Origin of the sequence: Acidaminococcus sp., from assembly GCA_022482815.1 — a bacterium.
Classification (GTDB): Bacteria; Bacillota; Negativicutes; order Acidaminococcales; family Acidaminococcaceae; genus Acidaminococcus.
This window is the reverse complement of sequence record JAKVOM010000001.1, coordinates 1972307-1998512: the sequence shown is the minus strand read 5'-3', so window position 1 is coordinate 1998512 and position 26206 is coordinate 1972307. Positions and strand designations below refer to the sequence as shown.

The window sequence follows — 26206 nt, the reverse complement described above, 5'->3', positions numbered from 1 at the left end:
GAGGAAAACTATTATGGGTGACGACAAAAAGAAAAAAATAAGTACAGTGCCCCATCCAATATTTATCATTTTAATCATTGTGGCCATTGCCAGTATCGCAACCCACTTTATTCCCGTCGGTGTCTACGACCGCGTTACCAATTCCCTCGGTAAAATGGCCGTTGTCCCCGGCAGCTTTCACCTGGTAAAAAGTACACCAGTCACGCTGCTGCAGTTCCTGACAGCTTTCCCGCGCGCTTTCATCAAAGCAGGTGATATCATTGCCATGACGTTCTTTGCCGGCGGTTCCATTGCCGTTCTGCGAAAGACCGGACTAATCACGCTGGGCATTGAATATCTTGCCCGTAAATGCCAGAACAACAAAACTGCCATCATTCCTGTGATGATGCTTGGTGTCTGCTGCATCGATACGCTAATCGGTATGCCGGAACTGTATATTGTTTACCTGACAATCACCTACCCGTTAATGTTACGCTTGGGATTTGACTCCCTCGTGGCGGCAGCCTCAATCATGTGCGGCGGTATTGCCGGTTTCTCCTGCGGCATTGCTAACCCTTACACGGTAGTTATCGGACAGAAAATGAGTGATCTGCCCATTTATTCCGGAAGCGGTTATCGTTTTATCTGCATGATGATCATGTATGCCATTGCTGTCATCTATGTCATGCGCTACGCCCGTAAGGTTCTGAAAAATCCGCAAATCTCCCCGACTTATGAAGCGGACCAGAAAAAACGGGAAAACATCGAAGTTCCTTCTGCTGACAAATTAATTTTTACCAAACGCTTTGCACTGGAAACGTTGTACTGCATCGTTGTGCTTGCCATCACTTTTAACGGCCTTATCAACCTGGGATGGGATCTTCCGGAAATGTGCGGTCTCTTCTTCCTGATGGGCTTTGGCGGAGGCCTGATTGGCGGGCTGCATGTCAATGAAATTTTTGACGATTTCATCAACGGGTGCAAAGAAATGGTCTACGGCGTCATCATGATTGCTGCCGGTACCGCTGTTTCTGTCGTCATGGCAGACGGTAACATTACGGACGCCATCGTAAACGCCCTGTCCAACGGTCTCCAACTGGTGCCGCGCGACCTGTCCGTCATCGGTATCTTCCTTGCAGTTACCATTCTGAACTTCTTTAACGGGTCCGGTTCCGGCAAGGCCGTGGTCCTTTTCCCGATGCTGGTACCCCTGGCTGACGTGCTGGGTATTCACCGTCAGGTTATGGTATTGGCTTATCAGTTCGGTGATGGTTTTTCCAACATCCTATACCCCAACGGCGGCAGCATGAACGTCTGCACAGGTTATGTAGGCGTAGCCTATCCTATCTGGCTGAAGTTCTATCTTCCTCTCTTCGCAATTTGGTACGTGGCAGGCTTCATCATGTTGATTGCTGCCCAATGGATAGGATTAGGGCCATTCTGATTGATATGTAAAAATTCTGTAGTAAAGGCTGAAGCATATAGTTATCGTGCTTCGGCCTTTTTCATAAATCAAAATTACTTTCATAAGAAAGGAGCCAACAACATGGAAATCACCAGGGAAAAACTGTCCGTCTTACCTGAAAATGAGGCTGCGTTCAAGACTTTTCTTGAAGAACTGCGCCATGAACTGCACCGCCATCCGGAGCCTTCCATGAAGGAAGTTCACACAGCTGCGTTCGTTGCTGATATTTTGAAAAAGCTGGGGCTTGAAGTAACGGAGCATATTGGCGGCACGGGTATTGTTGCCACGCTTTCCAATGGAACTTCCAAAAAGACCATCGGCCTGCGTTCCGAAATGGATGCCCTGCAGATGCAGGAAACGAGTGGTGTCCCCTACACCTCTGAAAATGCAGGCTGTGCCCATGCCTGCGGCCACGATGGCCATATGACAATGCTGCTCGGAGCTGCTATTAAACTGGCTCATGACCGTAATTTCAACGGCACGGTCCGTTTCTTCTTTCAGCCCGGTGAAGAAAGCGGTGAAGGTGCCAAGGCCATGATTGCGGATGGCGTACTCGATAAGTTCCCGGTCGATGAAATTTATGACATCCACAATCAGCCTACAAAACCATTCGGAGTCCTGCGCACCAGGATTGGCGGCATCCAAGCCAGTGAAGATGACTTCAAAATTACCATCACGGGCAAGGGCGGACATGCTTCCAAACCGCATTTAGCCATTGACCCGCTGGTAATCGGTGCCGAAATAGTCCTGGCACTGCAGACCATTGTTTCCCGCTATGTCAACCCGCAGGACTGTGCCGTAGTTTCCTGCACGGAATTCCATACAGATGGGTCTCACAACGCCATCGGTACTCATGCTGTCATTACAGGCGACTGCCGCAGTTACTCTCCTGCGGTCCAAGACATCATTGAAAATAAAATGCGTGCTATCGTTGATCACATTTGCACTCTGAACGGTGCGACAGGCACAGCAGAATATAACCGCTGCTTTGCACCGACAATCAATGATGAACAGTGCGTCACTCGTATGTTATCATCTGCCAGAAAAGCATTAGGAAAAGACAACGCAGGATTTGTTGACGCTCCTTCCATGGGATCTGAAGACTTTGGGGCCTTTCTGCAAAAAGTACCGGGGGCCGTTGCCTTCATAGAGACTTGTGAAGAATCAGATGCAGCAAAAGCAATCGGTCTACATAATGCGGCTTATAATTTCAACGATCGAATCATTCCTTACGGTGTGCGATTCTGGTGCCAGCTTGTCACCGATTATCTTACCGAATAACTGACCTTAAGCCACTACCGCTCACACGAGGAACTGCGCACCGTATTTTGTACAAACTGCCTGCCATTTTATCTTACAGCTTTATCTTACAGCCGCGGTTGGCTGAGATATTTCAGCAACTTTTACGGCATACCAGATAAGACAGAAAAAATCGGTCATGTTCGTTTTGTACAGAACATGACCGATTTTTCAATGATAACAATGGCAAACAATTTTCTTAAAGACTCGGATAAGCACCATCCCAGACAATGCGGCGGTAATTTTCACGGTCCGTGTCGCCTTCCGTAGAGATGCACAGGATACGCGAATGGGCATCCAGATGAAGCTCATCTCTGAGCCATCCCAGGCTCGAATTGCGGAGAGCCTCCATGGCAAGGCCGAATCCGGCAGCACCGCTTTCACCGGAAACGACTTTTGCGTCCCCACCCATGGGATTGCCGAGGATTCGCATTCCTTCCGCAGCAACCCAATCCGGCATGGAAACGAAATTATCAGCATGATCTCGAAGAACATTCCATCCGATTGTACAGGGTTCCCCGCAGGCAAGACCGGCCATAATGGTCGACATCTGCCCGGTGACGGCATGAAGAGCACCATCGTTGGCATAAGCAGTACGGTAGATACAATCCGCTTTATTAGGTTCAACAATGGTGATAACCGGACGATTTTCATCGCCGTACAGCCCTGCAAAGAAACCTGTCATGGCGCCGCTCATGGCTCCTACACCAGCCTGCAGGAAAATATGTGTCGGGCGTTTATCACCCAGCTGCTGCTCAATTTCATGGCCCATTGTGGTGTAGCCTTCCATAATCCAGCCGGGAATTTCTTCGTACCCTTCCCAGGCCGTATCCTGAACCAGGATCCAACCATTTTCCTTTGCCTTTTGTGCAGCCATGCGAACCGTATCATCATAGTTCAAATCTGTAATAGATGCTTCGGCTCCCAATGCCTGGATATTATGCAGCCGTTCTTCAGAACTGCCGTGAGGCATATAGACTACAGCTCTCTGACCAAGACGATTGGCCGTCCAGGCAATACCGCGGCCATGATTGCCATCTGTTGCTGTAACAAAAGTCAACTGGCCGATGGCTTTCTTTACTTCTTCACTGATTAGTTTTTCATAGGGCAGATCCGACAACGAAGTATGAAGCTTTTTAGCCAGATAACTGCCAAGGCAGTAACTGCCGCCAAGTACCTTAAAGGCATTAAGGCCAAAACGATAACTTTCGTCTTTTACCCAGATATTTTCTACTCCCAGGTCCTCAGCAAGATCATTCAAGCTGACGAGAGGAGTTTGTGTATATTCCGGGAAACTTCTATGATAAGCGGAGACTTCATTTGCATGAGCCGGGCCAAAACGGTCCACGGGGGATAATCCACTCTTTTTTCTGTCAAAGTGAACGATTTTAATACATTCCTGCATAGTTTTTCTGTCCTTTCCGTACCTGAGGCTATGATAACCAAAGCCAAATTAACAAAACAGCAACATAGTGCACAATGACCAAAAGTAATTCACAATTTATTGGATTGACACTTTTACGATTATTGTAATGCAATATATTGGTTAATATCTTAATATCATAAAAAGAATATTTTGTCAATATTCAGGCATGTAAAAATGGCAGGATTCCATTTCGTATGAAATCCTGCCGTCCAATCTACTTTAATTGTTCTTTTGCTTCAGTTCATCCAGCACGGGTAAGGTATCCAGCCAATTGGCGGCCATAGCTTCTTTGGCTTTATCAAGATTCTTCTGTTCCAGTGCATCCAGTATCACTTCATGACCGGTAACAGAATTAATCCCATGAAAAAGCTGCTGATAGTAGGCATGTTCAATCCGTACGATATGGCTATCGAGCACACTGCAAAATTCATTCAGGAAATAACTGCCGGAAAGTTCCAAAAAAGTATGGTGAAACTCACGGTCAAGCATCAGACTTTTCTTTATGTCCCTGGCATCGACTGCCTTTTTCAGTAATTTATTATTCTGTCTGAGTTTCTGCAGCACTTGCGAAGTCATCTTGTCAAAACTAAATTCGAGAGCCAGCTGATTCAATACGGCCATCAGTTTGTACAGGTGATCTGCTTCATCCAGGTTGATATCAGCAACACGCGTCTCACGTCCCATCAGGACAGTCACTAATTTCTGGTCAGCCAGCAGCTGAATCGCTTCGCGAACCGGCGTCCTGCTAACGGAAAAATATTTGGCAATTTCCTGATCAGAAATGCGTTCTCCCGGTTCCAAGGTACCGGAAATAATCCATTCCCTCATTTCATTATATACACGCTCTTTTGCGGTTTTTGGCGGAGCAGCCTCTTTTTTTACTGGAATTGGCATCTCAGCACCCCCTTACAGGGTATATTGTAACGTAGAACCAAAAAGAAAACAATATATTGTTGAACAGCCTCAGGCAGTAAAGAAAATCAAAGGTATCCGGCAGATAACAACAATCTCTTTTTCACGCGCCCCAAACTTCTTCAGCGATTTCCTTAATGAGAGTCAGCTTTTTCCACTGATCTTCTTCCGTTAAAATATTGCCTTCCTCCGTAGAAGAAAAACCACACTGAGGGCTCAGGCAAAGCTGTTCAAGAGGAACAAATTTTGCTGCTTCACGAATGCGTGCTTTGACTTCTTCTTTATCCTCCAATTCGGGATGTTTGGATGTAATCAGTCCCAGCACCACTTTTTGGTTCTGGATATACCGCAGTGGCTTAAAATCGCCGGCACGGTCCGTATCATACTCCAGGAAAAATCCATCCACCCTGCAGCCGCCAAAGAGCGTCTTGGCAACCGGTTCATAACCGCCCGACGAAAACCACGTGGAACGGAAGTTGCCGCGGCAAATATGCATAGTGATCGTCATGTCATTCGGTTTCACTGTCAGGACTTCATTAATCATCTTTACATAATTCCGGGCGATTTGATCAAGATCCAGACCCTGCTCTGCGTAAGCTTTTCTCTTATCTAAGTCACAAAATTCTCCCCATGAAGTATCATCAAACTGCAAGTAACGGCAGCCATGGTTATAAAAAGCAAGTACCGCTTTTTGATACGCTTTGGCAATATCACTGAATAAATTTTGTTCAGCATCTTTATAAAATGAAATCGGATGATAAGTTTGATTTCCCCGCACACATCAAATAAGATGCAGCATGCTCGGAGAAGGGATTGTCATTTTACAATCGGCATCTCCGGCGACCTTTTTCAAATGATCAAAGTGATTCAGGAACTCACAGTTTTCATCAAAATCAATGCGTCCCGTAATTTCAAGCATGGCCGCTTTCGGCTGCAGTCCCTTAAAATCAACAGACCATTTGTCTGCCCGAATTTCCCTGACTCCCACCAAATCAGCCAGAAAATCCAGATGCCAATAGCGCCTTCTCAGTTCACCGTCCGTTACAGCTTTTAGTCCGATACTTTTCTCTTTTTCCACCAGTTCTTTTATGCATTTGTTCTCGACAAGAGTCAGTTCTTCCCGGGAAATTGCTCCTTCATTGAACTTTTTTCTTGCTTCCTTTAATTCCGCTGGTCTTAAAAAGCTGCCTACGATATCGTATCTGTACGGTCTCATCGTTGTCTGCATCTCCTTTGAATGTATGAATAAAAAAATACTCAGATTGACATTCTTACCTCTTCCACCACCTTCAAGTGCAGTCTTTTACTTTTTCAAGCCTTTAAAATAGGCAACAGGATTTACTTTCTCCAGGCCTTCCTTTTGACAAATCTCACAGGCAGTCAAAGGATATTTTTCGGAAGCATGATGTCTGGCGGCGCATTTCACACAATTCCTGTATAAATCACATTCCGTATTTAAGCAAGGGCACTCTTCACCAAAATAAAGCTTCATTACCGTTCCTCCATTTTTACGCTTGTTGATAAACGTGCTTAATAAAGTAAAACTTCTGAATAATCCTGGTAAGAATCAACGGACAAAGAATTTATCCCAGTCGATTTTTTCGTCATGGCAGATTCTGTTCCTACAGTGTTATTATAAAAGTGTAAGAGGAATAAATATGTTGTTTAAACAACGCATTCAATTTTGTACGAACAAATTATTTCTATCGATTTGCTTTTTGGCACTGCGAAAAGCATAGAAACTGCAGGGGATTTTCATTTACAAGATTATATTTCTCATTTATAGTACATACAAAGATATGAAGAAAATCAGGAGATGGTTTTATGCTCACCGCTGAAGAAATTATTGAGGCCGCAAAACGTTGTGGCTTCGACAAATGCGGCATTATTCCTGTTGAAAAAATGGCCGGTTACGAAGAGCGTCTTGATAAACGCATGAATCGCTTTCCGGAGACCCGCTCTCACTACGAAGATCTGCGTGGCTACGCTCATCCTCAGGAGCAGTTTCCCTGGGCTAAATCCGTCATCATTTGTTCCTATTGGTATGGAAAATACAAAATTCCTGAAGGGCTTCAGGGACATATTGCAAAATACTATCTGACCGATGGGCGCCGTGATGTCCATTCCGCCGGCTATCAGACAAGTGTTGACTTTGAAAAATACCTTCTGGAAGCAGGGATAAAAGTAAAGACTGAGCGGAAATTTGGTCTTACGAGCCTGCGCTGGGCTGCCCGGGAGGCGGGTATCGGCCTGCTCCGCAAGAATAATTTCTTTTATACGGAAAGAGGTTCCTGGCAATACCTGGAGGCCTTTCTTATCGATCAGCCACTGGAATACATCGAAAAATGCACGCTTCGTCCCTGCCCCGACCGCTGTACGCTGTGCCAGCGCGCCTGCCCCACGAAAGCTCTTGCAGAACCTTATATGATGAACCGCAACGCCTGTGTTTCCTGCCTGACGACCTGGGACGGCTGGGATATGGCCCACGAACCGCGGCGCCGGGAGATTGGTCAGTGGATATTTGGTTGTGACGCCTGTCAGGATGTCTGCCCCTTTAACCACAACAGCTGGCACGAGGATGAAGAGTTCCCGGGGCTCGAAGAACTGAGCCGCCATCTTTCCCTGACTGAGATTCTCGATGCCGATTATGATTATATTGATAATGTGATTCAACCCAAATTCTGGTATATTCCGAAGAAAAAGACGTGGCGGTACAAGGTGAACGTCATCAATGCCATGGTAAACGACTATCACCCGGAATATTTGCCTTCCCTCCGCAGGGCCTGCCAAGATGAAAAGCAGGAAGTGCGGGAAATGGCGCAGTGGGCGTTAGAACAGTTAAACCTGGATAAATAAAAGCACTTGCCTTATGCTGGTGTTTGGCTGGGCTTACACGCGCAGCATAAGGCAGAATTTTCTCTATAGACAAAAAAGGGCTGTGAAAAAATGAGTTCATTTTTTCACAGCCCTTTTTACGCAGGTCGCTGTTCGCTGGCGGCGGGTCGCCCATGGAAGAAAAATGACTAAGGCATTTTTCTTTGAACTTATAAAAATAAAACCTGAAATTTAGGTTATCTGCTAAATTTCAGATTTTATATCATATTTTACTTGAATCAAAAGCTTTAGCACACTGCTGCAGACGAGGCTAAATGCCATAGGCCAAAAGCTAAAAGCGCTTTTTTATTTTTTCACAGCCCTTTTTTATTTTAGGTTTTCAAAACTGATTTCTTACACTGCTAGAATGAATAATGGTACTTCTCTTTCAGCACGTTTTTCAGCTCTTTAATCTGATGGTCATCCGACTCTATTTGATCAATCAGCATCTTTATTGAGAATTCACCATTTTCAATACCTGGAGCCTTAGATTTTTTAGCAGCCTCATGAATCTGTTTGGCCAGGTCGATATTGACACTGTTCTTGAGCACCTTGTCAAGGGTCATCCTCAATTGTTGTAAGCTGGCGCTTGCTATTTTTTGGCTGCCAGGGAACTCTTTTAATAGTGCACGGGCAGCATCGGAATCCAGATTTAAGTACTGCGGCAGCTCAGGAAAAAGCTGATCAACGCATTTATTAAAGGTTTTCTGAAATCTATTTCTGATTTCAACATACATCAGGTAATCATCTTCCGTAAAAAGCCTTAAGTTAAGACGAGAGGGATTGTCTAACTCTGCAATTGTCACCGGCTTAACTTTCAGATCAGACTGAAGCATACAAGCCGCCAGGAAATCATTGCGATTGGGCATCATATTTTGACAGGTATGGCTTTTTTATATCGCTCCATTGTAGTAGAAAGAAAGATATAAGGTGCAATGCCGCGATTTGCCACGCATCTGGCGATACTCAGACTGTAGAGAGATGTCTCCGAAATTCCCACTTTGATATTTTCCGGCGGTTGATTGTAAGAAGAAATCTGATTTAGAAACAAATCAAAACCATCCATACCATAGTTGAACGCGAATACCTCACTGGGTTCTTTTTTCTCAGATTCTAAAATACAGCACTTATATGTCTTGCCCGCGTCAATGCCCACGTAAAGCATAAAAAGACCTCCCGCAAAAATAATGAGTGGTTGTACGTGAAAAGTGTAAGTATGAACCTTGATGAATTTTTTAATGTAGATAACAGATAATGGTTAGTCTAACTCTTTCTTCAGTTCTTCTTTCATCTTAGGAATTTCTGAATTCAGCATATCTACGTCCTCGATTAAAAATCTCAGTTTCAGTTCATCAGCAGCATTACCGATATATTTGGAATTTTTTGCTGCTTCATGAATCTGCTCGAGCAGCTCCGCACTGATACTCCCTTCAGACCCCTCAGACGCCGTATCAACAGCCTTTTGCATCTGTCGTAAGCTGGCACCGGCAATTTTCCGGCAACTGGGAAACTTCTTAAGCAAAGCGTGAGCCGCAGGGGAATCCAAATCTATGTATTGGGGCAGCTCAGGAAAGAGAAGTTTGACAAGACGAGCAATATTTTGTCTTTTTTCATTTCTTTCCCGAACCGTACTTGCATAAAAACTCTTTGCTTCATTCTGGTTTCTGATTCGAATTTTTTCTTTTATTTTTTCCTTGGTATATGGCTCAACATCAAGATCGGACCTGAGCATACAAACAATCAAATAATCGTCGCGATTTGGAAACGCGTTTTGGCAGGTATGAGTTTTTCTGTATTGAGCTACCATCTCAGAAGAAAAGATGTAGGGTGTAAAGCCATCATCTGCCAGGCAGCTGGCAAGATTTGTACTATAAGGGTCAATATCTTCCATACCTATTTTTATCTTTTCCGGCGGCAGATGATAAAAAGAAATACGTTTTAACAGCAGGTCGTAACCATCCCGGTCATAAGTGAACACAAACATCTCGCTGGGGGCCTTTTTCTCTGACTCAAATACGCAGCACCTGTATTTCTTCGCCGTATCAATTCCTACGTAGAGCATAAAAGGACCTCCTCAAAGGAAAATAACTTAATAGTGACAGATGAAGGCAATAAAAATGAGCTGTGGCCGGAGCTCGGATAAAACCGAGAAAAACCGTCAAGCGGTAAAAAAATAACCAGTCCACAGCTCATATATAGTGTAGCACTTTTTCAGAGAAATTGGGATAGATTTTTGTTTAATCTTTAAAAGATGACGAAAATATAAGAACTTTTGAGTGAATCCAACACAATTCTTTTATAAATTCAGAACAAAATTGCCTCATTCACTGCTGTATCAGTTGAATCTCAATAAAAATGAGCTGTGTTCGCGAGCCCCAAAGGGAAAAAAGAAGTCGTCGAGCGACAAAATATAAGCAATACACAGCTCACCTATAGTGTACCACTTTTTCGAAAAAACGGGATAGTTTTTTATTTGCTTTCAGACAGATAGTTACAAGTAGAAAATAAAAAGGCGCTTTTGGTCTTTGGCATTTGGCTTTTAGCCACTCCTTCAGCTAAAAGATACGCCATTATACCAAAAAATTCTATCCATCTACCGCAGGTGGCTCCCCTTGCATCCTTTCGACGCCGCATTGCAGTGTCAGAAGGATCGGCAAAAAGAAAGCTATAAAGCTATGGCCCTCCGCACGCAAAACCGCTGTGACGTTGTAGCAGACTCCGTCGGCGAAAAGGAAAAAACAAGATATACGCCCCATTAAGAAACGTATACCCCAATATCAGATACGCTTTATTATTTTGTTTCTGATGGACTCTGCTGCAAGACAGCCGCACGGATTCAATATAAGATATTCGGTTTGTTACATATAACCCTATTTCATACCTGTTTTTTATTTTCTTTTTATGGACGGCACAGAAGATGGGCGCAGATGCAAGGAAAGCGAGCGCGGGGCCCAGAAGATGTACACAAATAGTACCTCGATGGGTCACGCGCTCACTTGACACCGCAGATGCACCCATATTTCTGCGCTGGACAGAAAAAGTTTCCTTAAAAAGAGCTCTCAGATAAGATGCGTGCGAGGCCAGCCGAGCACCAGATTATCTGAGGTGCCTTTTATATGTACTTTCCCGTAATACTCTCCTTACACTTCCTAACATCCTCCACGCTCCCACTCGCCACGACAGTACCACCTTCATTTCCGCCGCCGGGTCCCATATCGACGATATAGTCCGCGTTATGAATGACGTCGAGATCGTGTTCAATGACAATGACAGTCGCGCCCTGCTCAATGAGTGTCTGGAATACGTGAAGCAGAGTCTGCACATCCAGGGGATGGAGACCGATGGTCGGTTCATCGAAGATAAACAAAGAGTCGGCCTGAGGTCTGCCGATTTCGCTGGCAAGTTTAAGGCGCTGTGCTTCACCGCCCGACAGGCCCGGCGTTTCTTCGCCGAGCGTCAAGTACCCGAGGCCCAGGTCATGGACAATCTGCAGTCTTTTTTCTACAAGGGACAATCCTCTGCAGGCAGTGAGAGCTTCGTCCACACTTATGGCCATGAGCTGCGGCAGGCTGTACGACTTGCTTTCTTTATTGGTCCAGTGAATCTTACCGGCGTCATCGTTATACCTTGTGCCTCGGCAGTCAGGACAGGTCAGCTCCACGTCCGGGAGAAACTGCACGTCCAGGCTGATAGTGCCCGTGCCGTCACAGGTCGGACAGCGCAGGGAGCCCGTGTTATAAGAAAAAGCGCCGGCTTTGAGTCCTGCTGCCTTCGCCTCCTCCGTTTTGGCGAAGACTTTACGGAGCTGATCATGAACATCGGCATAGGTCGCCACAGTAGAGCGAACGTTGATTCCGATTGGCGTGGCATCAATGAGTTTTACCTGCGTGATACCGCCCGTCTCTACCATCTTTACGTGAGTAGGAAGGGCTGCGTTCTGGATCTGCGCCGTAAGACCCGGCAGCAGACTTTCCAGCACCATCGTCGTCTTCCCCGAACCGGAGACACCCGTCACGACAGAAAGACGCCCTTTCGGGAAAGAAACATCAAGCGGTTTTACTGTATGGATTGGACCCGTTTTAAGGCGGATGCGTCCGTCATCAAAAAGATGAGCTTCCGGAGCGAGTTCCCTGACTTGGACTGTCTTGTTGGAGAGAAACGGCCCGATCACGGATTTTGGATTCTTTCCGATGGCTTCCAGTGTGCCTTCCGCAATCACTTGTCCTCCATCAGCACCGGCCTCAGGCCCCATTTCGATCATCCAGTCGGCATGATTCAGGATGCGCGTATCGTGATCAACAAGCACAACCGTATTTCCATCAGCCACGAGGTCGTCCATTACTCCGGCAAGACCCTCAATATTGGCCGGATGAAGTCCGATTGACGGTTCATCGAGGACATAGAGCACACCCGTCGTCCGGTTTCGCACGGCACGGGCGAGCTGCATCCGCTGCCGCTCACCCGTCGATAAAGTCGAAGCAGCGCGGTCAAGCGTGAGGTATCCGAGCCCCAGGTCGAGCAGCCGTTTGGCCACACCTTGAAAAGAATCGCAGATACTCTGTGCCATGGGGCGCAGCGGTTCAGGCAGGGAAGCCGGCACCCCTTTCACCCATTCCACCAGTTCCGTCAGCGTCATTTCACAAGCCTTATCGAGGGAAATCCCGCGCAGCTTGGGAGCCCGTGCGGCTTCCGAAAGCCGCGTTCCGTGGCAGTCCGGACAGACGTCGACTTTGAGGAATTTTTCGACGCGCTTCATGCCCTTTTCATCCTTCACATGAGACAGGGCATTTTCCACAGTATATTTCGCATTGAAATAGGTAAAATCCATTTCACCGGCCGATCCATCTGTTTTATTCTGGTAAACCATATGATGCTTGATAGGAGGACCGTTAAAGACAATATCCCGTTCTTTCGGCGTCAGGTCTTTAAAGGGCACGTCAGTCCGCACGCCCAGATCACGGGCAATATCTTTCATGAGCGACCACATCAGTGTCTGCCACGGCAGCACAGCCCCTTCATCTATGGACAGATTTTCATCCGGCACGAGTGTCGACTCGTCGACAGTCCGCACAAGGCCCGTGCCGCTGCAGGTTTTGCACGCGCCGCCGCTGTTAAAAGCAAGATCTTCGGCCCCGGGCCCGTAAAAATGAGCTCCGCAAACCGGGCAGACGATTTCCTTCATGGCCGCCACATTAAGAGACGGCTCCACGTAGTGCCCGTTAGGGCAGCGATGGCTGGCCAGGCGTGAATACATGAGGCGGAGACTATTGAGGAGTTCTGTCGACGTGCCAAATGTACTGCGAATGCCCGGCACACCTGGACGCTGATGCAGTGCCAGCGCAGCCGGTACGTAGCGAATATCATCCACCTGCGCCTTTTCAGCCTGCGTCATACGGCGCCGCGTGTACGTTGAGAGCGCTTCCAGATAGCGTCTGGAACCTTCCGCATAGAGCACTCCGAGAGCAAGAGAAGACTTGCCCGAACCGGATACACCGGCAATGGCTGTAATCTTGTGCAGCGGAATATTGACATCAATATTTTTTAAATTATGGACCCGGGCGCCTCGCACTTCGATGTGAGTTGGCTCCGGAATTTCAGCCTTTACTTTTTTCATAATCGTCGCCTCGCTAAAACTTCAGTCAGCAAATAATCAAATTATCTCTATTGTATCATGCTTTGCAGCAGACTTTAGATGCGAAAAATCAGGAAGGTACCACTTTATCAGCACTTTCCTGATTTTTCATAAGTTCCTGCCAGTGATTTCATTTCCCCGGCTGACTGTTTCTTTCCCATTCCGGATCGTCGTTCACGGCATAAAAATATAAAGATGCCACCGAGCAATACGGTGAAAACTTCTTACGGTATCGTTCAAAACGCTTTTTGCTAAGGGTTTTGAAGTCATAGGCTTTCTTCATTCCGTTTTGCAGCGCCACGTCGTCATAGCTGAATACGTTGATTCTTCCCAGCGTAAATTCCGTAATCATCTCTGCGGTCCAGCGTCCTACACCACGGATTTGCAGAAGGTACGCAATAACTTCATCGTCCGTTTTATCTTTGAGCGTGGAAAAATCGTACTTGTCGTCCTGCACATCCTGGGAAAGCTGAAGGATGTATTCTGCCTTTCTGCTGGAGATACCGATGCTTCGGATTTCTTCTGCGCTCTTTGCGAGGACGCGCGACGGCGTTACCTTTCCAACAAGCTTCACAAAACGCGCCGTCATGACATCGGCCACCTTGTTAGACAGCATTTGGCCGATAATGTGAAAAACGAGTGACTGATACACGTCCGATACATGGCCGGCTTCGAGTTTGCCATAGTGCCGGATGAGCTCTTTCATGACTTCGTCTTTTTGCGAAAGATAAGCCATTTCCTTTTCGCCGTATTGAATCATCGCCTTCACCGTCCGTTCCAATTTGTTTCTGCATTTATTTTAACGAAACCCAACTTTTCGGGCAAGAAAGGCAAATTAAACACATTAGTGCCGAAAAGAAAAAAGCGCATTTTGCATATGGCTTTTGACATTTAGCCCGAAGTGGTTGGTGGTTAGATAACAGTGGTTAGTACTGTAGTACGGGCATGTTGTTGGGTAAAGCACAAGGCAGATAGCAGATTGCAGTTAGCAGATAGCTGCCGTTGGCAAAAAGACACTTTCGGCATTTAGTCGGAAATTAAAGCATTTTTGGGCGACCGGCGACCAGCGTAACGGGGCTGTGAAATAATGCATTCCATTATTTCACAGCCCCGTTTATACATTAATCAAATTTCCGATCGTACAAGTCGCTCTTTGTCAGGAACTCTTCCACCGTATTAAAGCCAAGCTGCTTCAGGAGTTCTATGACGTACGGATTGTCGGCCGGCGTCTTATAAGCTGCTTCCTCACTGTAGGCCATTACGTTCTTTTTGCCCTCTTCACGGGGAGTCAGGACTTTCGGACCTCCGACGCAGCCGCCGCGGCATCCCATACCCTCAAAGAAGTTGCCTTCGCGGTTTCCTTTCAGGATGGAATCTATCATGGCCCTGCAGTCTGGCACACTGTCGGCGCGGCGAATCTTGATATCAATTTTGCGTTCAGGAGCGATATGGTGTACCGTCGTTGCCACGGCGTCAGCCACCCCGCCGGCAAAAGCATAGCGGATTCCGGCACGGGAAGCATGCGGTACGTTGTCTTCCTCCAGGGTTGTCAGGTCGAGATTCATCACCGAAAACAGGTCGCGCATTTCCTCATACGTAAGGACATAATCAATGGCTCCCTTGATATCAGGCTCCTTCATCTCCGCTTTCTTTGCCATGCAAGGGCCAATAAAGACTGTCTTTGCTTCCGGATGAAGCGCCTTCACCGTACGCCCGCCGGCAATCATAGGCGAAACGGCCCCGGGTACATTAGGCAGAAGCTGATGGTACTGTCTGCGGATCATGGCAATCCACATAGGGCAGCAGCAGCTTGTCAGCTGAAAGTCATTTTCGGAATTGACGTTCTTAATAAACTCCAGGGCTTCCTTAAACGTCAGGATATCTGCAAAGACAGCTACCTCGAGCATGCCGGTAAAACCTAAACGTTTGAGTGCCGTCCGCATCCGTCCCATCGTCACTTTGGGACCAAACTGGCCGGAAAAAGCGGGCGCCACTAACGCATAAATGGGAACTTCCCCCTTTTTCAGCTCTTCTACAACCGGAATGATGTCCTTCTTAGTCTTAAGGGCATCGAGCTTGCAGAAATTCACGCAGCCTTCGCAGCCGACACACTTGGCATTATCGATGACAACGGTATTCCCTTCATGATGCAGGGCATCCCATTGGCAATGCTGCTCACATTTACGCTGCTCTTCTTCCGAGCATTCACATTCCTTTATGGGCCATACCAGGCTCGTTTTTTCCGGATGAGCCAGACACTCGATCAGCTTGGGATCGGCGTCCTTCACATCCGTAACATCCTTGCCTTCGACGGCACGGGTCAGCATTTTTTTATAGAGTTCGTCCAATGTAAGCATAGCAGCCCTCCTCCTCCTGGAATAGCAGCGATTTCGCCATTACCATTCATTTTAAATAATACCTACCAGGTTGCTATATTATAACAAATTCAGACGATTTTTGTCGACCATCCCTCGACATTCCAGACAGCGTCGACCCAATCCTCATAGAAATCAGGTTCATGGCTCACAATGAGGAGGGTTCCCTTGTAGGCTTTAAGGGCCCGTTTCAGTTCCTCCTTGGCTTCCACGTCCAGATGATTTGTCGGTTCGTCAAGTACAAGAAGATTGGCAGGACGCTGCATCAGCTTGCAAAGACGGACTTTGGCCGCTTCACCGCCTGAGAGGGCTGTCATTTTCGTTGTGATATGTTCATTCGTGAGGCCGCAGGCTGCGAGCGCTGCCCGAACCTCGGAATTGCTCATGCCGGGATATTCCTGCCAGATTTCCTCCAGGGCCGTATTCTGGTTGCCCCTGGCACTTTCCTGCTCAAAATATCCCACCGATACGAACTCGCCGCGTTCCACGTTTCCCGCAATGGGAGGGATCATGCCGAGAAGGGTTTTAAGGAGCGTTGTTTTCCCCAGCCCATTCGTACCCCTGATAGCAATCTTCTGGCCACGCTCCAACGTAAGATCCACCTGTTTCGTGAGCGGCTCCTGATATCCCAGAACCAGATTGGTGCCCTTGAGAACAAAGCGCGAAGGAGCCCGGTCTTCTTTAAAGACAAAATGAGGTTTGGGCTTTTCGGCGCGTTTGGTAAGGATTTCCATCTTAGCCAGTTTCTTCATGCGGCTGTTCGCCATACCCCGCGTTGCGACACGGGCCTTATTGCGGGCAATGAAATCCTGTTCCTTCTTGATTTCCGCCTGCTGCCGTTCATAGGCCGCTTCTTCCTGCCGCCGCTTCATAGCCACCATGGCTTCAAACTTTTCGTAATTCCCTGTATAGCGCGTCAGTCCCAACTGGTCCACATGCCAGATGACATTAGTTACCGCATTGAGGAAAGGGACATCATGGGAAATCACAATAAAGGCATTTTCATAGGCTGTAAGATACTGCTCCAGCCATTCAATATGCTCCGTATCAAGGTAGTTTGTCGGTTCATCAAGGAGCAGGATATCCGGCTGCTGCAAAAGAAGCTTCGTCAGGAGGACCTTCGTACGCTGGCCGCCGGATAATTCGTCGACCTTATGATCAAGGCCGACATCACGGAGGCCAAGCCCTCCTGCCACTTCCTCGATTTTCGTATCAAGGTTATAGTAATCGGCACTTTCAAGTCGTTCCTGAATTTCCGCGGTCTCTGCCATGAGACGTTCCATTTCTTCCGGCGACGCCGACTCCATGCGGTCGTAGTCAGCCAGCATCTGCTTTTCCTCATCCATCAGATCCTGAAAAGCCGTTCTTAAAGTCTCCCGGATTGTCATCCCCGCCTTGAGGGAAGCATGCTGATCGAGATAGCCGACTTTTGTTCTCCGCGCCCACGTAATCTTTCCATCATCGGGAAGAAGTTTTCCTGTAATAATGGACATAAACGTCGATTTTCCTTCTCCATTGGCGCCGACAAGGGCCACATGTTCCCCTTTCTCAAGGCGGAAGGAAACATCGTCAAAAATCTCCCGACCGCCGTAACTATGGGAGAGATGGGATACATCAAGTATACTCATATGTCAAACTCCTTCGCTGTATTTCTGGTCATATAGTCTTGCCCATTGTAGCAAAAATTATATGCCTTGAAAAGCAGCAAAAGGAGAGTCCTGCATTCCTCAGGCTTAGATTTCCGGCATGCCGCAGGCTTTTCTGAGACGAGCCTCAAAGCGGCGGAGCTTGTCCTCCTCCACACCCAGGACTTTTCGGAAAGGAGCATCGATAGGAACGACGGATAGTTCATCGGGATGAAGGTCACAGACTACTGATTCCAGGAAAGAAAGAGCTTTTTCCGAATCCGTATAGCCTTTAATGATACTCACTTCAAAGATGAAATGTCCGCGGTATTGCCGGCGGAAATTCTTGAGATGACTGATATAGGAATCCAGGGTATACCCCGGAAGTGGGCGCTGCGTTTTCTGAAATCCCTCTTCCGTTGCGTTCTTGAGTTCCCCGATTACCGATTCACAACGGTCCGCAAGATCCCGATAGCGCGGATCATCCAACAAGTATCCATTGGAAAGCAACCTGACGGAAGCCCCTTTTTCGTGAACAGCGTCAATAATGCGCCCAAGTCCATCATGAAGAAGACTTTCGCCATGGGCATTAAGAAACACTTCATCGGCACCGGATTCATCCATTCTTCTTAAGAGATCTTTCAAAGCTTCCGACACATCACCGAAGTTTTGAATTTCATCGGTCTGATGGCGCTCTTCCCTGCGGTCAATGGGACAATAGATGCAGTTAAAAGTACAGTACGTCGACGGCAGAATATTCACTTCCAGTACGGTCTTTCCGTTTTCCTCATAAGGCGCCTTGTAAATAAATTGATTCATTCTGTTTCCTCCTGCAGAAATAAAAACAGGTACGTCTCCCCTCCTACAAAAGGCCTACAGGATTGAGGTGACGTACCCGGCGGTACAAAATTATTTGTAATTCCTGCTCATTGTACAAAAACATTTTTCGGCTGTCAATGATTTCCGGCAGACTTCCCAGGCAGAAAAGTTACTTCTGATCATTGCAAAAAGATGTCACTGGTTCTTGCGGTTCAGATAATCAACGATATCCTGCGACAGATGCACGTACAATGTGCCAAGATAATAAGGACCCAGCTCATAGGGCGGGTAAATCAGGACAAGTTCACCGTTGCCGGCCATATAGTAGTTATCTGTGATCTTGGTCTCATTAAACCCGCTGCGGGAACTGGCAAAAGTCTTATCCCGACGAACGTGCTTACCGCTTCCATCAAAAATCGGCTGACGTAGGATGAGTGCTTTATCTTCCGGTCTGATTTTTGCGTAATAATAAAGCGGCAGCCGCTCGCCCGTGGCCTTATCATAACTGAGTCCTCTCGTGTAGGTGTAGCCGTGGGCCGCGCCCTCTTTATACCGAAAATCAGCAAGTGTCAGGGAAACGACCTTATCGTCCTCGTACCGCACATTATAGGAAAAGTCCCCCTTGAAGAACTTCCCGGCCTTATAGTCATTCTGGAAACCGGCAATGTACTGGTATAGATCCGAATTGATTTTGTCCTGAGCTGCCTGATTATTATCGACGTACACAATAGGATAACTCATCTTGCAATTCTGTGCCGATGTTTTGTGCTCCTCGACGCTCGCCTCACTTACGCGCAGCGGCAGTGCCATAAGGGCAGCCAGCAAAAATACTTTCCAAAACTTTTTAACCATAATGATGCCTCCTTTCTTTCAAACATAAAAGAACGAATGACAAATGCTTTTCTCTCAGCCGTGATCCGACTTCAAGCCGGCTCCGCACATGGAGATAAGGACATCGTGAAGCTGCCCATATTTCCGGCAGTAGGCCTCATAGCCGGCAAATACCGCAGCCGTCGTATGTTCGCAGTAAATCCCCTGCTTTGCAAGGTACGCTCTTGCCGGAAGGATGGCTTCTTCCGGAATGGCTACACCCTTTACATGGTACTTGGCCGCATAGGAGAGAATCTCTTCATGACGCATAGGCTTTCCGATGGCAATACCTTCTGCCAGCGTCGGTTCGACACTGCCGGGCGTGATATGGTTATCACCGCGGTTCAGTGCATCAAGCAGCGGCTGGCAGTGTTCACTCTGCACCATGTAGAGCTGCGGCATATGGGAAATGACGCCGCTCTGCAGCAGATGTTCCAACCCTTTTACGATGCCCAGGAACAGCGTGCCGTTACCCACGGGGATAAAGATATGTTCCGGGATGCGGTGCATCTGTTCAAAGGTCTCGTAAATATATGTCTTCGTCCCTTCATAGAAGAACGGATTATAGACGTGGTTTGCATAGTAGACGCCTTCGCGGCGTGCCGTTTCCCGGCAGACTTCCGCACAGTAATCGCGGCTCCCCGGAATCACATGGACTGTCGCTCCGTGCGCCTTGATCATCGTGATTTTCTTATCGGATGTGCCCTCGGGCACATAGATATCGCAGGCAATACCTGCCCGGGCGCAGTACGCTGCCACACTGTTTCCCGCGTTGCCGCTGCTGTCCTGCACAACTTTGTCGACACCGATAGCCTTGGCATGCGCCACAAGAACAGCTGCTCCGCGGTCTTTGAAGGAAAGCGTCGGCATGAAATAATCCATCTTGAGCCAGACGTCATGATTAAAAGGAATGACAGGCGTCATGCCCTCCCCCAAGGTAATCTCTTTCCACGCATCCCCGTCAAGAGCCATGAACTTGCGATAGCGGAACATGCTCCACGTATCTTTATCAATCCCATCCAGGGTAAAAGGCGGCGGCGTAAATTCGAGGCGCCAGAGACCACCGCAGGCGCAGCGGGGCTGACGCGTCGAAGTATCTTCTTCATGACCGCATTTGGTACAGATGAATTTCATGGTAGTACCTCCTTAGTATAAAATAGTGGTTAGTGGCTGGTGGCTAGTACAATCGTACGGGCAGCGGATGGCGGGATGCAGGCGTTGTTTTTTTACTTTCGCCAAGTGCCTCTGGCATCTTGACTTCCTACAGTGCGACCGGCGACCCGCGGCCAGCGACCAGCGAATTTATTTAGTCGTCTTTGTCACGGCTGCATTTTTCGGCGTCCATGGCAAGAGCAAACATCAGCACGTAGAGTGCATCGGCCGGATTCGGGATGTCCAGCACATACGTATCCGTAAGACTCAGCAGTTCCTTGCTGACCTTGGCAATGAGGTTTCCATCCTTGTCCTTGATTTTATAATCCCATTCGACAATGTTGCCCTTGGCCTTCCAGCCATTGAAATCGAGGGTAAAGGAAGGAGAAAACAGCGTCAGGTTCTTCTTGACCCGGCCAATGCGTCTGCCGTCCACGTAAATGTCAAACTTAGGCAGGAGCGTAACGATTTTTTCCCTGACCATTCCGATTTCCCGCCCGGTGGTGTCATAAATTTTGAGACAATGGCCCCAGGCCAGTTGCCCCTTGACTACAAAAACGGTATTTCCATCTTCGTCATAAATATCGTAACTATCAAACCAGGAAAAAATCCTTTGCCTGAACAGTAATTTCATTTTGCTTCCTCCTCCAGAGTACATTATTTTCTTCATTATAGCAAAATAGTTGCAAGGATTAAGAGGAGAATTGTGAACTTAGAGAGAAAAAAGTCCCTGTTCGGTTAAATAATGCGCTGACTGTTACCCGCTGCATTTCCGGTTACTACTACCTTACCTGGACCGCACCATCTGCCGGATTTCTTCAAGTTTCTCTTCCGTGTCGGGATTTTTCGAATGGTAGTGCAGAAGTTTTTCATAATTTCCTTCTTTCCACGTAAGTTCCCGGCTTTTGGCAAAGTTCAGGTCAAAATACAGGCATAACACGCCAACGAAAAAATCAATAAAGGTCAGTTTGTCCTGTGTCCGCACCAGCGTGCGCGCCCGGGCCTGCGCCATAACTCTATCCGAAATGGACTGCTTGTTCATGTCAGAAAAGTCAATATGCCAGATGTTGATATGCTTTTCCATGTACATCACGTAGACGCGGAAAATATCGACCTTGTCGGCATCCCGGATGAGGCGGGTAAACTGGTCCTGACGGGGCGTCAGACCGTCGCGGATCTTATACACATTGTGCTCACCGACAGCCGCCTTGATGACATCATCTTCATCACCGGATGCAATAAAATCCCGGATGTGACCTTCGTCAAACAAGTAGTGCACGCCGTACTTGGCATGATCCATGGATTGATAGTCAATGAAAGTATGATAGCGCCGCAGCTGCTCGAAACGGCCGATATCATGCAAAATCCCGATCAGCCAGGCAAGGTCTATATCCTCTTTACTAAGATTGAGACTTGCTGCAATCTGTTCACTCAAATGGGCTACCCGCAAAGAGTGCGCATATTTCAACTGGACGCCCCGGTCCACACCGGCAAATTCGTCCACATAGTTCTTAAACTTCTTTAAAATCTGTTGTCTGTCGATTTTCATATATCAAACTCCGTGTTTCGTCAAAATTCAAAATGATTCTTCTATTTAAGTATACCCTCTTTATCCCGGGTTGCAAATAAGCATCACTCGGCGGCCTATGGTAAAATGATAATAAAAGTAAGCACAAACTTTACCGGGAAGGATAGCATATGAGCATCACCGTCAATTTATACTATACAGGAAAAAACGGCAGCGCCAGAAAATTTGCCGAGGAAATGGAAAGCTCCGGCATTGCAGCCGCCATAAGAGCCGAAGAAGGTAACCTCAGATACGATTATTTTATCCCTATGAACAACGCGGAAACAGTGCTTCTCATCGACAGTTGGAAAGACCAGAAATCCCTTGATAAACACCATGCTTCTAAAATGATGAAAGATCTCGCTGCGCTGAGAGAAAAATATGACCTGCACATGAAAGTAGAAAGATATAAAAGAATCGACGACGCAGAATTCCGGAAAGATGCCGCTTTTATCCGCAAATAAGATAGGAACATCCAAGTACAGCGCTGCGAGTAATGACGCATTGTATTTAATTAATGAGTCCCTGATTTAGTACCCTCTATAAATTGTAGTATGTTATAATGACTATGTAATAAAAAGTCATTACCGGTAAATCAGAGGAGGAAAAGCTGATGTTCTCAAGAGATGGATTTTGGGTACGCCGCAGACAGGGCAAAATTATTGCAATCATTCATGCTGACAACTATAAAGATTCACGGTACAACTTTGAAACAGGAAAATTTGAGCCCCGTGAACGGCCCTTCACTGAGTTAGGCATGTCCGATGACTGGGATAAAGAAGACGAAGAGGACCTTTTAAAAGAACTTGGGAAAAAGAAGTGGTAATGGCGCAGAATAAAGTTGATGTACCTACCTAGGAAGCAAAAAAGACGAAAAAGCACTGAATATTTTGCTGAATAAAATTGAATAACAAATCAATCGATATGATGCCCTTTATTCACCCTATAGAATGGAGGGCATTATTCTTTCCCAACTAGCACCAAGGATTTATAAAATGATATGCCTATTAAAGTTCCCTGTTCAACTCCAATTTGCTACAATAAATATACGGTCACTTTCTTATTATCTGTTAGTTATAATTTCTGCTGATTCTTGGTTTGGTACAATTATCGAAGCCGGCACGTCCTTGATTTCTGTGTTGTAGTTCCCTTCTAAATTCTTGTTTGGTACAATTGCTTACGATGCGATGACAGCTCCAACACCGTTGTAGTTCCCTTCTAAATTCTTGTTTGGTACAATAGAAGATGTCGTGCAGTACGGAAGGATTACGTTGTAGTTCCCTTCTAAATTCTTGTTTGGTACAATTGTAATGAATGCTTTGATTGAGTACAATGAGTTGTAGTTCCCTTCTAAATTCTTGTTTGGTACAATGTTCCGAACCCGCAGGAAGGGGACACAATCGTTGTAGTTCCCTTCTAAATTCTTGTTTGGTACAATTTAAAAAAGGAGTTGATGATAATGGCAAGGTTGTAGTTCCCTTCTAAATTCTTGTTTGGTACAATAGTAATCGTTAATGGCCGTTGAAAGCTCATGTTGTAGTTCCCTTCTAAATTCTTGTTTGGTACAATGGCACAATGACCGCAGAACTGGCCAAAAAAGTTGTAGTTCCCTTCTAAATTCTTGTTTGGTACAATAAACCGCTAGACAAGTCAAAGAAGATTCTGTTGTAGTTCCCTTCTAAATTCTTGTTTGGTACAATTTTCAAGACGAACCATAACGTGTCCGTCGTGTTGTAGTTCCCTTCTAAATTCTTGTTTGGTACAATAGCAAACTTCGGCCGGTCAAAGGTCATGTAGTTGTAGTTCCCTTCTAAATTCTTGTTTGGTACAATTGATTTATGCAGTGCGCCTCCAATACGTTAGTTGTAGTTCCCTTCTAAATTCTTGTTTGGTACAATAGGATGGTCGAAAGCACTTCCACTTAACAAGTTGTAGTTCCCTTCTAAATTCTTGTTTGGTACAATAGATTTTTATGAAGTCATTGGAGTTGGTGAGTTGTAGTTCCCTTCTAAATTCTTGTTTGGTACAATAGATTTTTATGAAGTCATTGGAGTTGGTGAGTTGTAGTTCCCTTCTAAATTCTTGTTTGGTACAATTTCTCTGCCCGTGAAGTCGGTAAACTGCGTGTTGTAGTTCCCTTCTAAATTCTTGTTTGGTACAATGCAATGACTATCCCGGTGCCGGTGTTCGGGGTTGTAGTTCCCTTCTAAATTCTTGTTTGGTACAATCCCCTACGCTGTGTTTGCTCAGTGTATCGTGTTGTAGTTCCCTTCTAAATTCTTGTTTGGTACAATATATCGTGCAGCAAATCAACCGCCCTATCAGTTGTAGTTCCCTTCTAAATTCTTGTTTGGTACAATCGAACACTTGACAGCGGGCAGCATCTGACAGTTGTAGTTCCCTTCTAAATTCTTGTTTGGTACAATGTCGGATGGTACGGAGCAGCAGCTCACGAGGTTGTAGTTCCCTTCTAAATTCTTGTTTGGTACAATGTACGGCATGGTAGTCATGAGAAGCAGTTAGTTGTAGTTCCCTTCTAAATTCTTGTTTGGTACAATTCACCGACTTTGCTGTCATCAAGGCCAAGGGTTGTAGTTCCCTTCTAAATTCTTGTTTGGTACAATGTCGGACAAACTGACCGTATCAGCAGAGCTGTTGTAGTTCCCTTCTAAATTCTTGTTTGGTACAATAATGGCTGGAATATGTTCACGAACATGCTGGTTGTAGTTCCCTTCTAAATTCTTGTTTGGTACAATGCTGGCACCGCAACATACAAGAGGAAACGCGTTGTAGTTCCCTTCTAAATTCTTGTTTGGTACAATCTACAATAACGATGAGGGGAAAAGCCCTTAGTTGTAGTTCCCTTCTAAATTCTTGTTTGGTACAATCGAAAGTCACAAAAGCCCTTGTGCAGTCACGCACAAGGGCTTTTGCATTTTCTGATTTTTGGAATTGAAGATTTTAAAACTCATTACTCTGCTCATTTTTTAATAAATCATTACAGTCTCTGCTGGATTTTCTTTCTCTTCCGGATGATAACTGCCAACGAGAACATCCATGGCTTCATATTGCTTTTCCGTCAAAACCATCATTCGTATGGATCCATTTTCTGGGCAATGACGAGCAACTCGCATCTGGTGTTTGGCAAGATCATCCATTCCGTTGCAGATACGTGCATAGACGGAATACTGAATCATATAAAATCCATCTTTAAGAAGATAATTACGAAACTGCGTCGCAACACGGCGCTCTCTTTTTGTTTTGACAGGAAGATCAAAAAGTATCATCATGCGCATAAATTTACTCATAGCGATGTTGGTGGAGTCCAAGAAGTTCTGGAATCACCAATGCCTTTCCTTTCTTCTGACAGATCCGGCTGAAGCTTTGAACCATACGTTCCATTCCATAACTGGCACTATGGTGCTGCCCACCGGATAAAACATCCACATTAAGCAAACCAAGAAGTTCTGCCTTCTGTGAAGTTGTAAGTTCAGTATCCTTGCTAAATGTCTTTGCTACATAAAGGTCAACAAGAGGCCTCAATGGCTCCATAAAATCGTCAGCTAAATTAAAAGCATTATAGAAGTTAGCATGGTGAAGCCCCTTAAGGAGAAGAAAACCATAACCGGTCAGGAGACGAGCCATCATCCCCCGCATAATAGCATACCCATAATTTAAGGCATGATTTCTGCAATCTTCTTCATTGCCACGTGTAAAATTTTCATCAAAAAGGTACTTAAAATAATACCGGGCTGCTGTAGCTTCCACATTTTTTGGATCTCCGCTCGCAACGGTTTTAGCGAGCTGTTCTAAATAGTTTCCTTCTTTTTCTTTTCCTAGTTGTAACAGACATTGAGACTGGTTCCCGATTTTAGCCATGACGATTTGCTTCCATGTATTTTTTATAGTTGGAAGGCTTAATGTCTCCTGGTCTTTAATAATGGAGCTATTTCTTGAATGTTGGAAAAATGGTAATACAACTGCACTAGGCAAATGTTTTTCATCACAAATATATACCGCAGCACCGGATTCTACGAGTCTTTGCAATGTGGAAACTGTAACCTGAGACGATAAATTTTCCAGTACAATGGATTTCACGTCTTCCAATGGAACTTTATGGACTCCCAGCCCACTAATTTCTAGTTGACCATTACGGTTATAAAGATCCGCATTCGACGCAATAACAAGATTTCGATAGCCCATAATGAATT

At 46.1% G+C, this 26206-nt stretch carries 24 protein-coding genes and 1 CRISPR repeat array; of the genes, 5 read left to right on the top strand and 19 right to left on the bottom strand.

Annotated elements, in window-relative coordinates; translation table 11 throughout:
- Positions 1 to 13: 13 nt before the first annotated feature.
- Together LKE33_08625 and LKE33_08620 are read left to right on the top strand one after the other, a co-directional pair.
- A complete protein-coding gene (locus LKE33_08625) occupies positions 14 to 1423 on the top strand; it encodes an AbgT family transporter (protein MCH3950976.1) in 1410 nt (469 codons plus the stop codon).
- Between the two features lie 102 nt (positions 1424 to 1525).
- Complete coding sequence (locus tag LKE33_08620) at positions 1526 to 2725, top strand: amidohydrolase (GenBank protein ID MCH3950975.1); 1200 nt, start codon at positions 1526 to 1528, stop codon at positions 2723 to 2725.
- Positions 2726 to 2942: 217 nt separating this feature from the next.
- Here LKE33_08620 and dpaL read toward each other — a convergent pair whose 3' ends face one another.
- From dpaL to LKE33_08595, 5 genes are all read right to left on the bottom strand, one after another.
- Positions 2943 to 4091 (bottom strand): diaminopropionate ammonia-lyase, encoded by a 1149-nt coding sequence (gene dpaL, locus LKE33_08615; GenBank protein ID MCH3950974.1) that lies wholly within the window; start codon positions 4089 to 4091, stop codon positions 2943 to 2945.
- A 297-nt stretch (positions 4092 to 4388) separates the two neighbouring features.
- On the bottom strand, positions 4389 to 5063 hold the full coding sequence (locus LKE33_08610; GenBank protein MCH3950973.1) for a GntR family transcriptional regulator: 675 nt from the start codon (positions 5061 to 5063) through the stop codon (positions 4389 to 4391).
- Between the two features lie 121 nt (positions 5064 to 5184).
- On the bottom strand, positions 5185 to 5859 hold the full coding sequence (locus LKE33_08605; protein MCH3950972.1) for a 5-methyltetrahydropteroyltriglutamate--homocysteine S-methyltransferase: 675 nt from the start codon (positions 5857 to 5859) through the stop codon (positions 5185 to 5187).
- A gap of 3 nt (positions 5860 to 5862) precedes the next feature.
- Entirely contained in the window at positions 5863 to 6297 is a 435-nt protein-coding gene (locus LKE33_08600) for a hypothetical protein (protein MCH3950971.1), read from the bottom strand.
- Positions 6298 to 6384: 87 nt separating this feature from the next.
- The gene (locus tag LKE33_08595) at positions 6385 to 6573 is read right to left on the bottom strand and encodes a hypothetical protein (GenBank protein ID MCH3950970.1); all 189 of its coding nucleotides are present in this window, start codon (positions 6571 to 6573) and stop codon (positions 6385 to 6387) included.
- A gap of 332 nt (positions 6574 to 6905) precedes the next feature.
- On the opposite strand from LKE33_08595, the gene LKE33_08590 reads away from it, so the two are divergent.
- Positions 6906 to 7937, top strand: coding sequence for a hypothetical protein (locus tag LKE33_08590; GenBank protein MCH3950969.1), 1032 nt, complete (start codon positions 6906 to 6908; stop codon positions 7935 to 7937).
- 380 nt (positions 7938 to 8317) lie between these two features.
- Here the strand turns inward: LKE33_08590 and LKE33_08585 are convergent, their stop codons facing one another.
- From LKE33_08585 to LKE33_08530, 12 genes are all read right to left on the bottom strand, one after another.
- Positions 8318 to 8791: a hypothetical protein gene (locus tag LKE33_08585; GenBank protein ID MCH3950968.1), complete on the bottom strand. Its 474-nt coding sequence runs from the start codon at positions 8789 to 8791 to the stop codon at positions 8318 to 8320.
- 32 nt (positions 8792 to 8823) lie between these two features.
- Positions 8824 to 9120: a hypothetical protein gene (locus LKE33_08580; GenBank protein MCH3950967.1), complete on the bottom strand. Its 297-nt coding sequence runs from the start codon at positions 9118 to 9120 to the stop codon at positions 8824 to 8826.
- 93 nt (positions 9121 to 9213) lie between these two features.
- Positions 9214 to 10017, bottom strand: coding sequence for an IS110 family transposase (locus LKE33_08575; GenBank protein MCH3950966.1), 804 nt, complete (start codon positions 10015 to 10017; stop codon positions 9214 to 9216).
- Between the two features lie 1050 nt (positions 10018 to 11067).
- Positions 11068 to 13569 carry an excinuclease ABC subunit UvrA gene (locus LKE33_08570; GenBank protein ID MCH3950965.1) on the bottom strand — a complete coding sequence of 834 codons (2502 nt, stop codon included), beginning with the start codon at positions 13567 to 13569 and terminating at the stop codon, positions 11068 to 11070.
- A 148-nt stretch (positions 13570 to 13717) separates the two neighbouring features.
- On the bottom strand, positions 13718 to 14347 hold the full coding sequence (locus tag LKE33_08565) for a hypothetical protein (protein MCH3950964.1): 630 nt from the start codon (positions 14345 to 14347) through the stop codon (positions 13718 to 13720).
- 361 nt (positions 14348 to 14708) lie between these two features.
- Positions 14709 to 15944 carry an iron hydrogenase gene (locus LKE33_08560; GenBank protein ID MCH3950963.1) on the bottom strand — a complete coding sequence of 412 codons (1236 nt, stop codon included), beginning with the start codon at positions 15942 to 15944 and terminating at the stop codon, positions 14709 to 14711.
- Positions 15945 to 16033: 89 nt separating this feature from the next.
- Positions 16034 to 17590 (bottom strand): ATP-binding cassette domain-containing protein, encoded by a 1557-nt coding sequence (locus LKE33_08555; protein ID MCH3950962.1) that lies wholly within the window; start codon positions 17588 to 17590, stop codon positions 16034 to 16036.
- A 105-nt stretch (positions 17591 to 17695) separates the two neighbouring features.
- Positions 17696 to 18406, bottom strand: coding sequence for a radical SAM protein (locus tag LKE33_08550; protein ID MCH3950961.1), 711 nt, complete (start codon positions 18404 to 18406; stop codon positions 17696 to 17698).
- 195 nt (positions 18407 to 18601) lie between these two features.
- Positions 18602 to 19258, bottom strand: coding sequence for a DUF3298 and DUF4163 domain-containing protein (locus LKE33_08545; GenBank protein MCH3950960.1), 657 nt, complete (start codon positions 19256 to 19258; stop codon positions 18602 to 18604).
- Positions 19259 to 19312: 54 nt separating this feature from the next.
- Positions 19313 to 20410 carry a threonine synthase gene (locus tag LKE33_08540; protein MCH3950959.1) on the bottom strand — a complete coding sequence of 366 codons (1098 nt, stop codon included), beginning with the start codon at positions 20408 to 20410 and terminating at the stop codon, positions 19313 to 19315.
- A gap of 172 nt (positions 20411 to 20582) precedes the next feature.
- On the bottom strand, positions 20583 to 21062 hold the full coding sequence (locus LKE33_08535; GenBank protein ID MCH3950958.1) for an LURP-one-related family protein: 480 nt from the start codon (positions 21060 to 21062) through the stop codon (positions 20583 to 20585).
- A gap of 153 nt (positions 21063 to 21215) precedes the next feature.
- Positions 21216 to 21977, bottom strand: a complete 762-nt coding sequence (locus LKE33_08530; GenBank protein MCH3950957.1) for an HD domain-containing protein — start codon at positions 21975 to 21977, stop codon at positions 21216 to 21218.
- 149 nt (positions 21978 to 22126) lie between these two features.
- Between LKE33_08530 and LKE33_08525 the strand changes: the two genes are divergently transcribed.
- Positions 22127 to 22459, top strand: coding sequence for an antibiotic biosynthesis monooxygenase (locus tag LKE33_08525; GenBank protein ID MCH3950956.1), 333 nt, complete (start codon positions 22127 to 22129; stop codon positions 22457 to 22459).
- Between the two features lie 149 nt (positions 22460 to 22608).
- Positions 22609 to 22821 (top strand): hypothetical protein, encoded by a 213-nt coding sequence (locus tag LKE33_08520; GenBank protein ID MCH3950955.1) that lies wholly within the window; start codon positions 22609 to 22611, stop codon positions 22819 to 22821.
- Between the two features lie 246 nt (positions 22822 to 23067).
- A CRISPR array of direct repeats spans positions 23068 to 24883; the repeat unit is 36 nt; unit sequence GTTGTAGTTCCCTTCTAAATTCTTGTTTGGTACAAT.
- A gap of 99 nt (positions 24884 to 24982) precedes the next feature.
- On the opposite strand, the gene cas2 is transcribed toward LKE33_08520, so the two are convergent.
- On the bottom strand, positions 24983 to 25291 hold the full coding sequence (gene cas2 / locus LKE33_08515) for a CRISPR-associated endonuclease Cas2 (protein MCH3950954.1): 309 nt from the start codon (positions 25289 to 25291) through the stop codon (positions 24983 to 24985).
- 4 nt (positions 25292 to 25295) lie between these two features.
- Complete coding sequence (gene cas1 / locus LKE33_08510) at positions 25296 to 26198, bottom strand: type II CRISPR-associated endonuclease Cas1 (GenBank protein ID MCH3950953.1); 903 nt, start codon at positions 26196 to 26198, stop codon at positions 25296 to 25298.
- Positions 26199 to 26206: the final 8 nt, after the last annotated feature.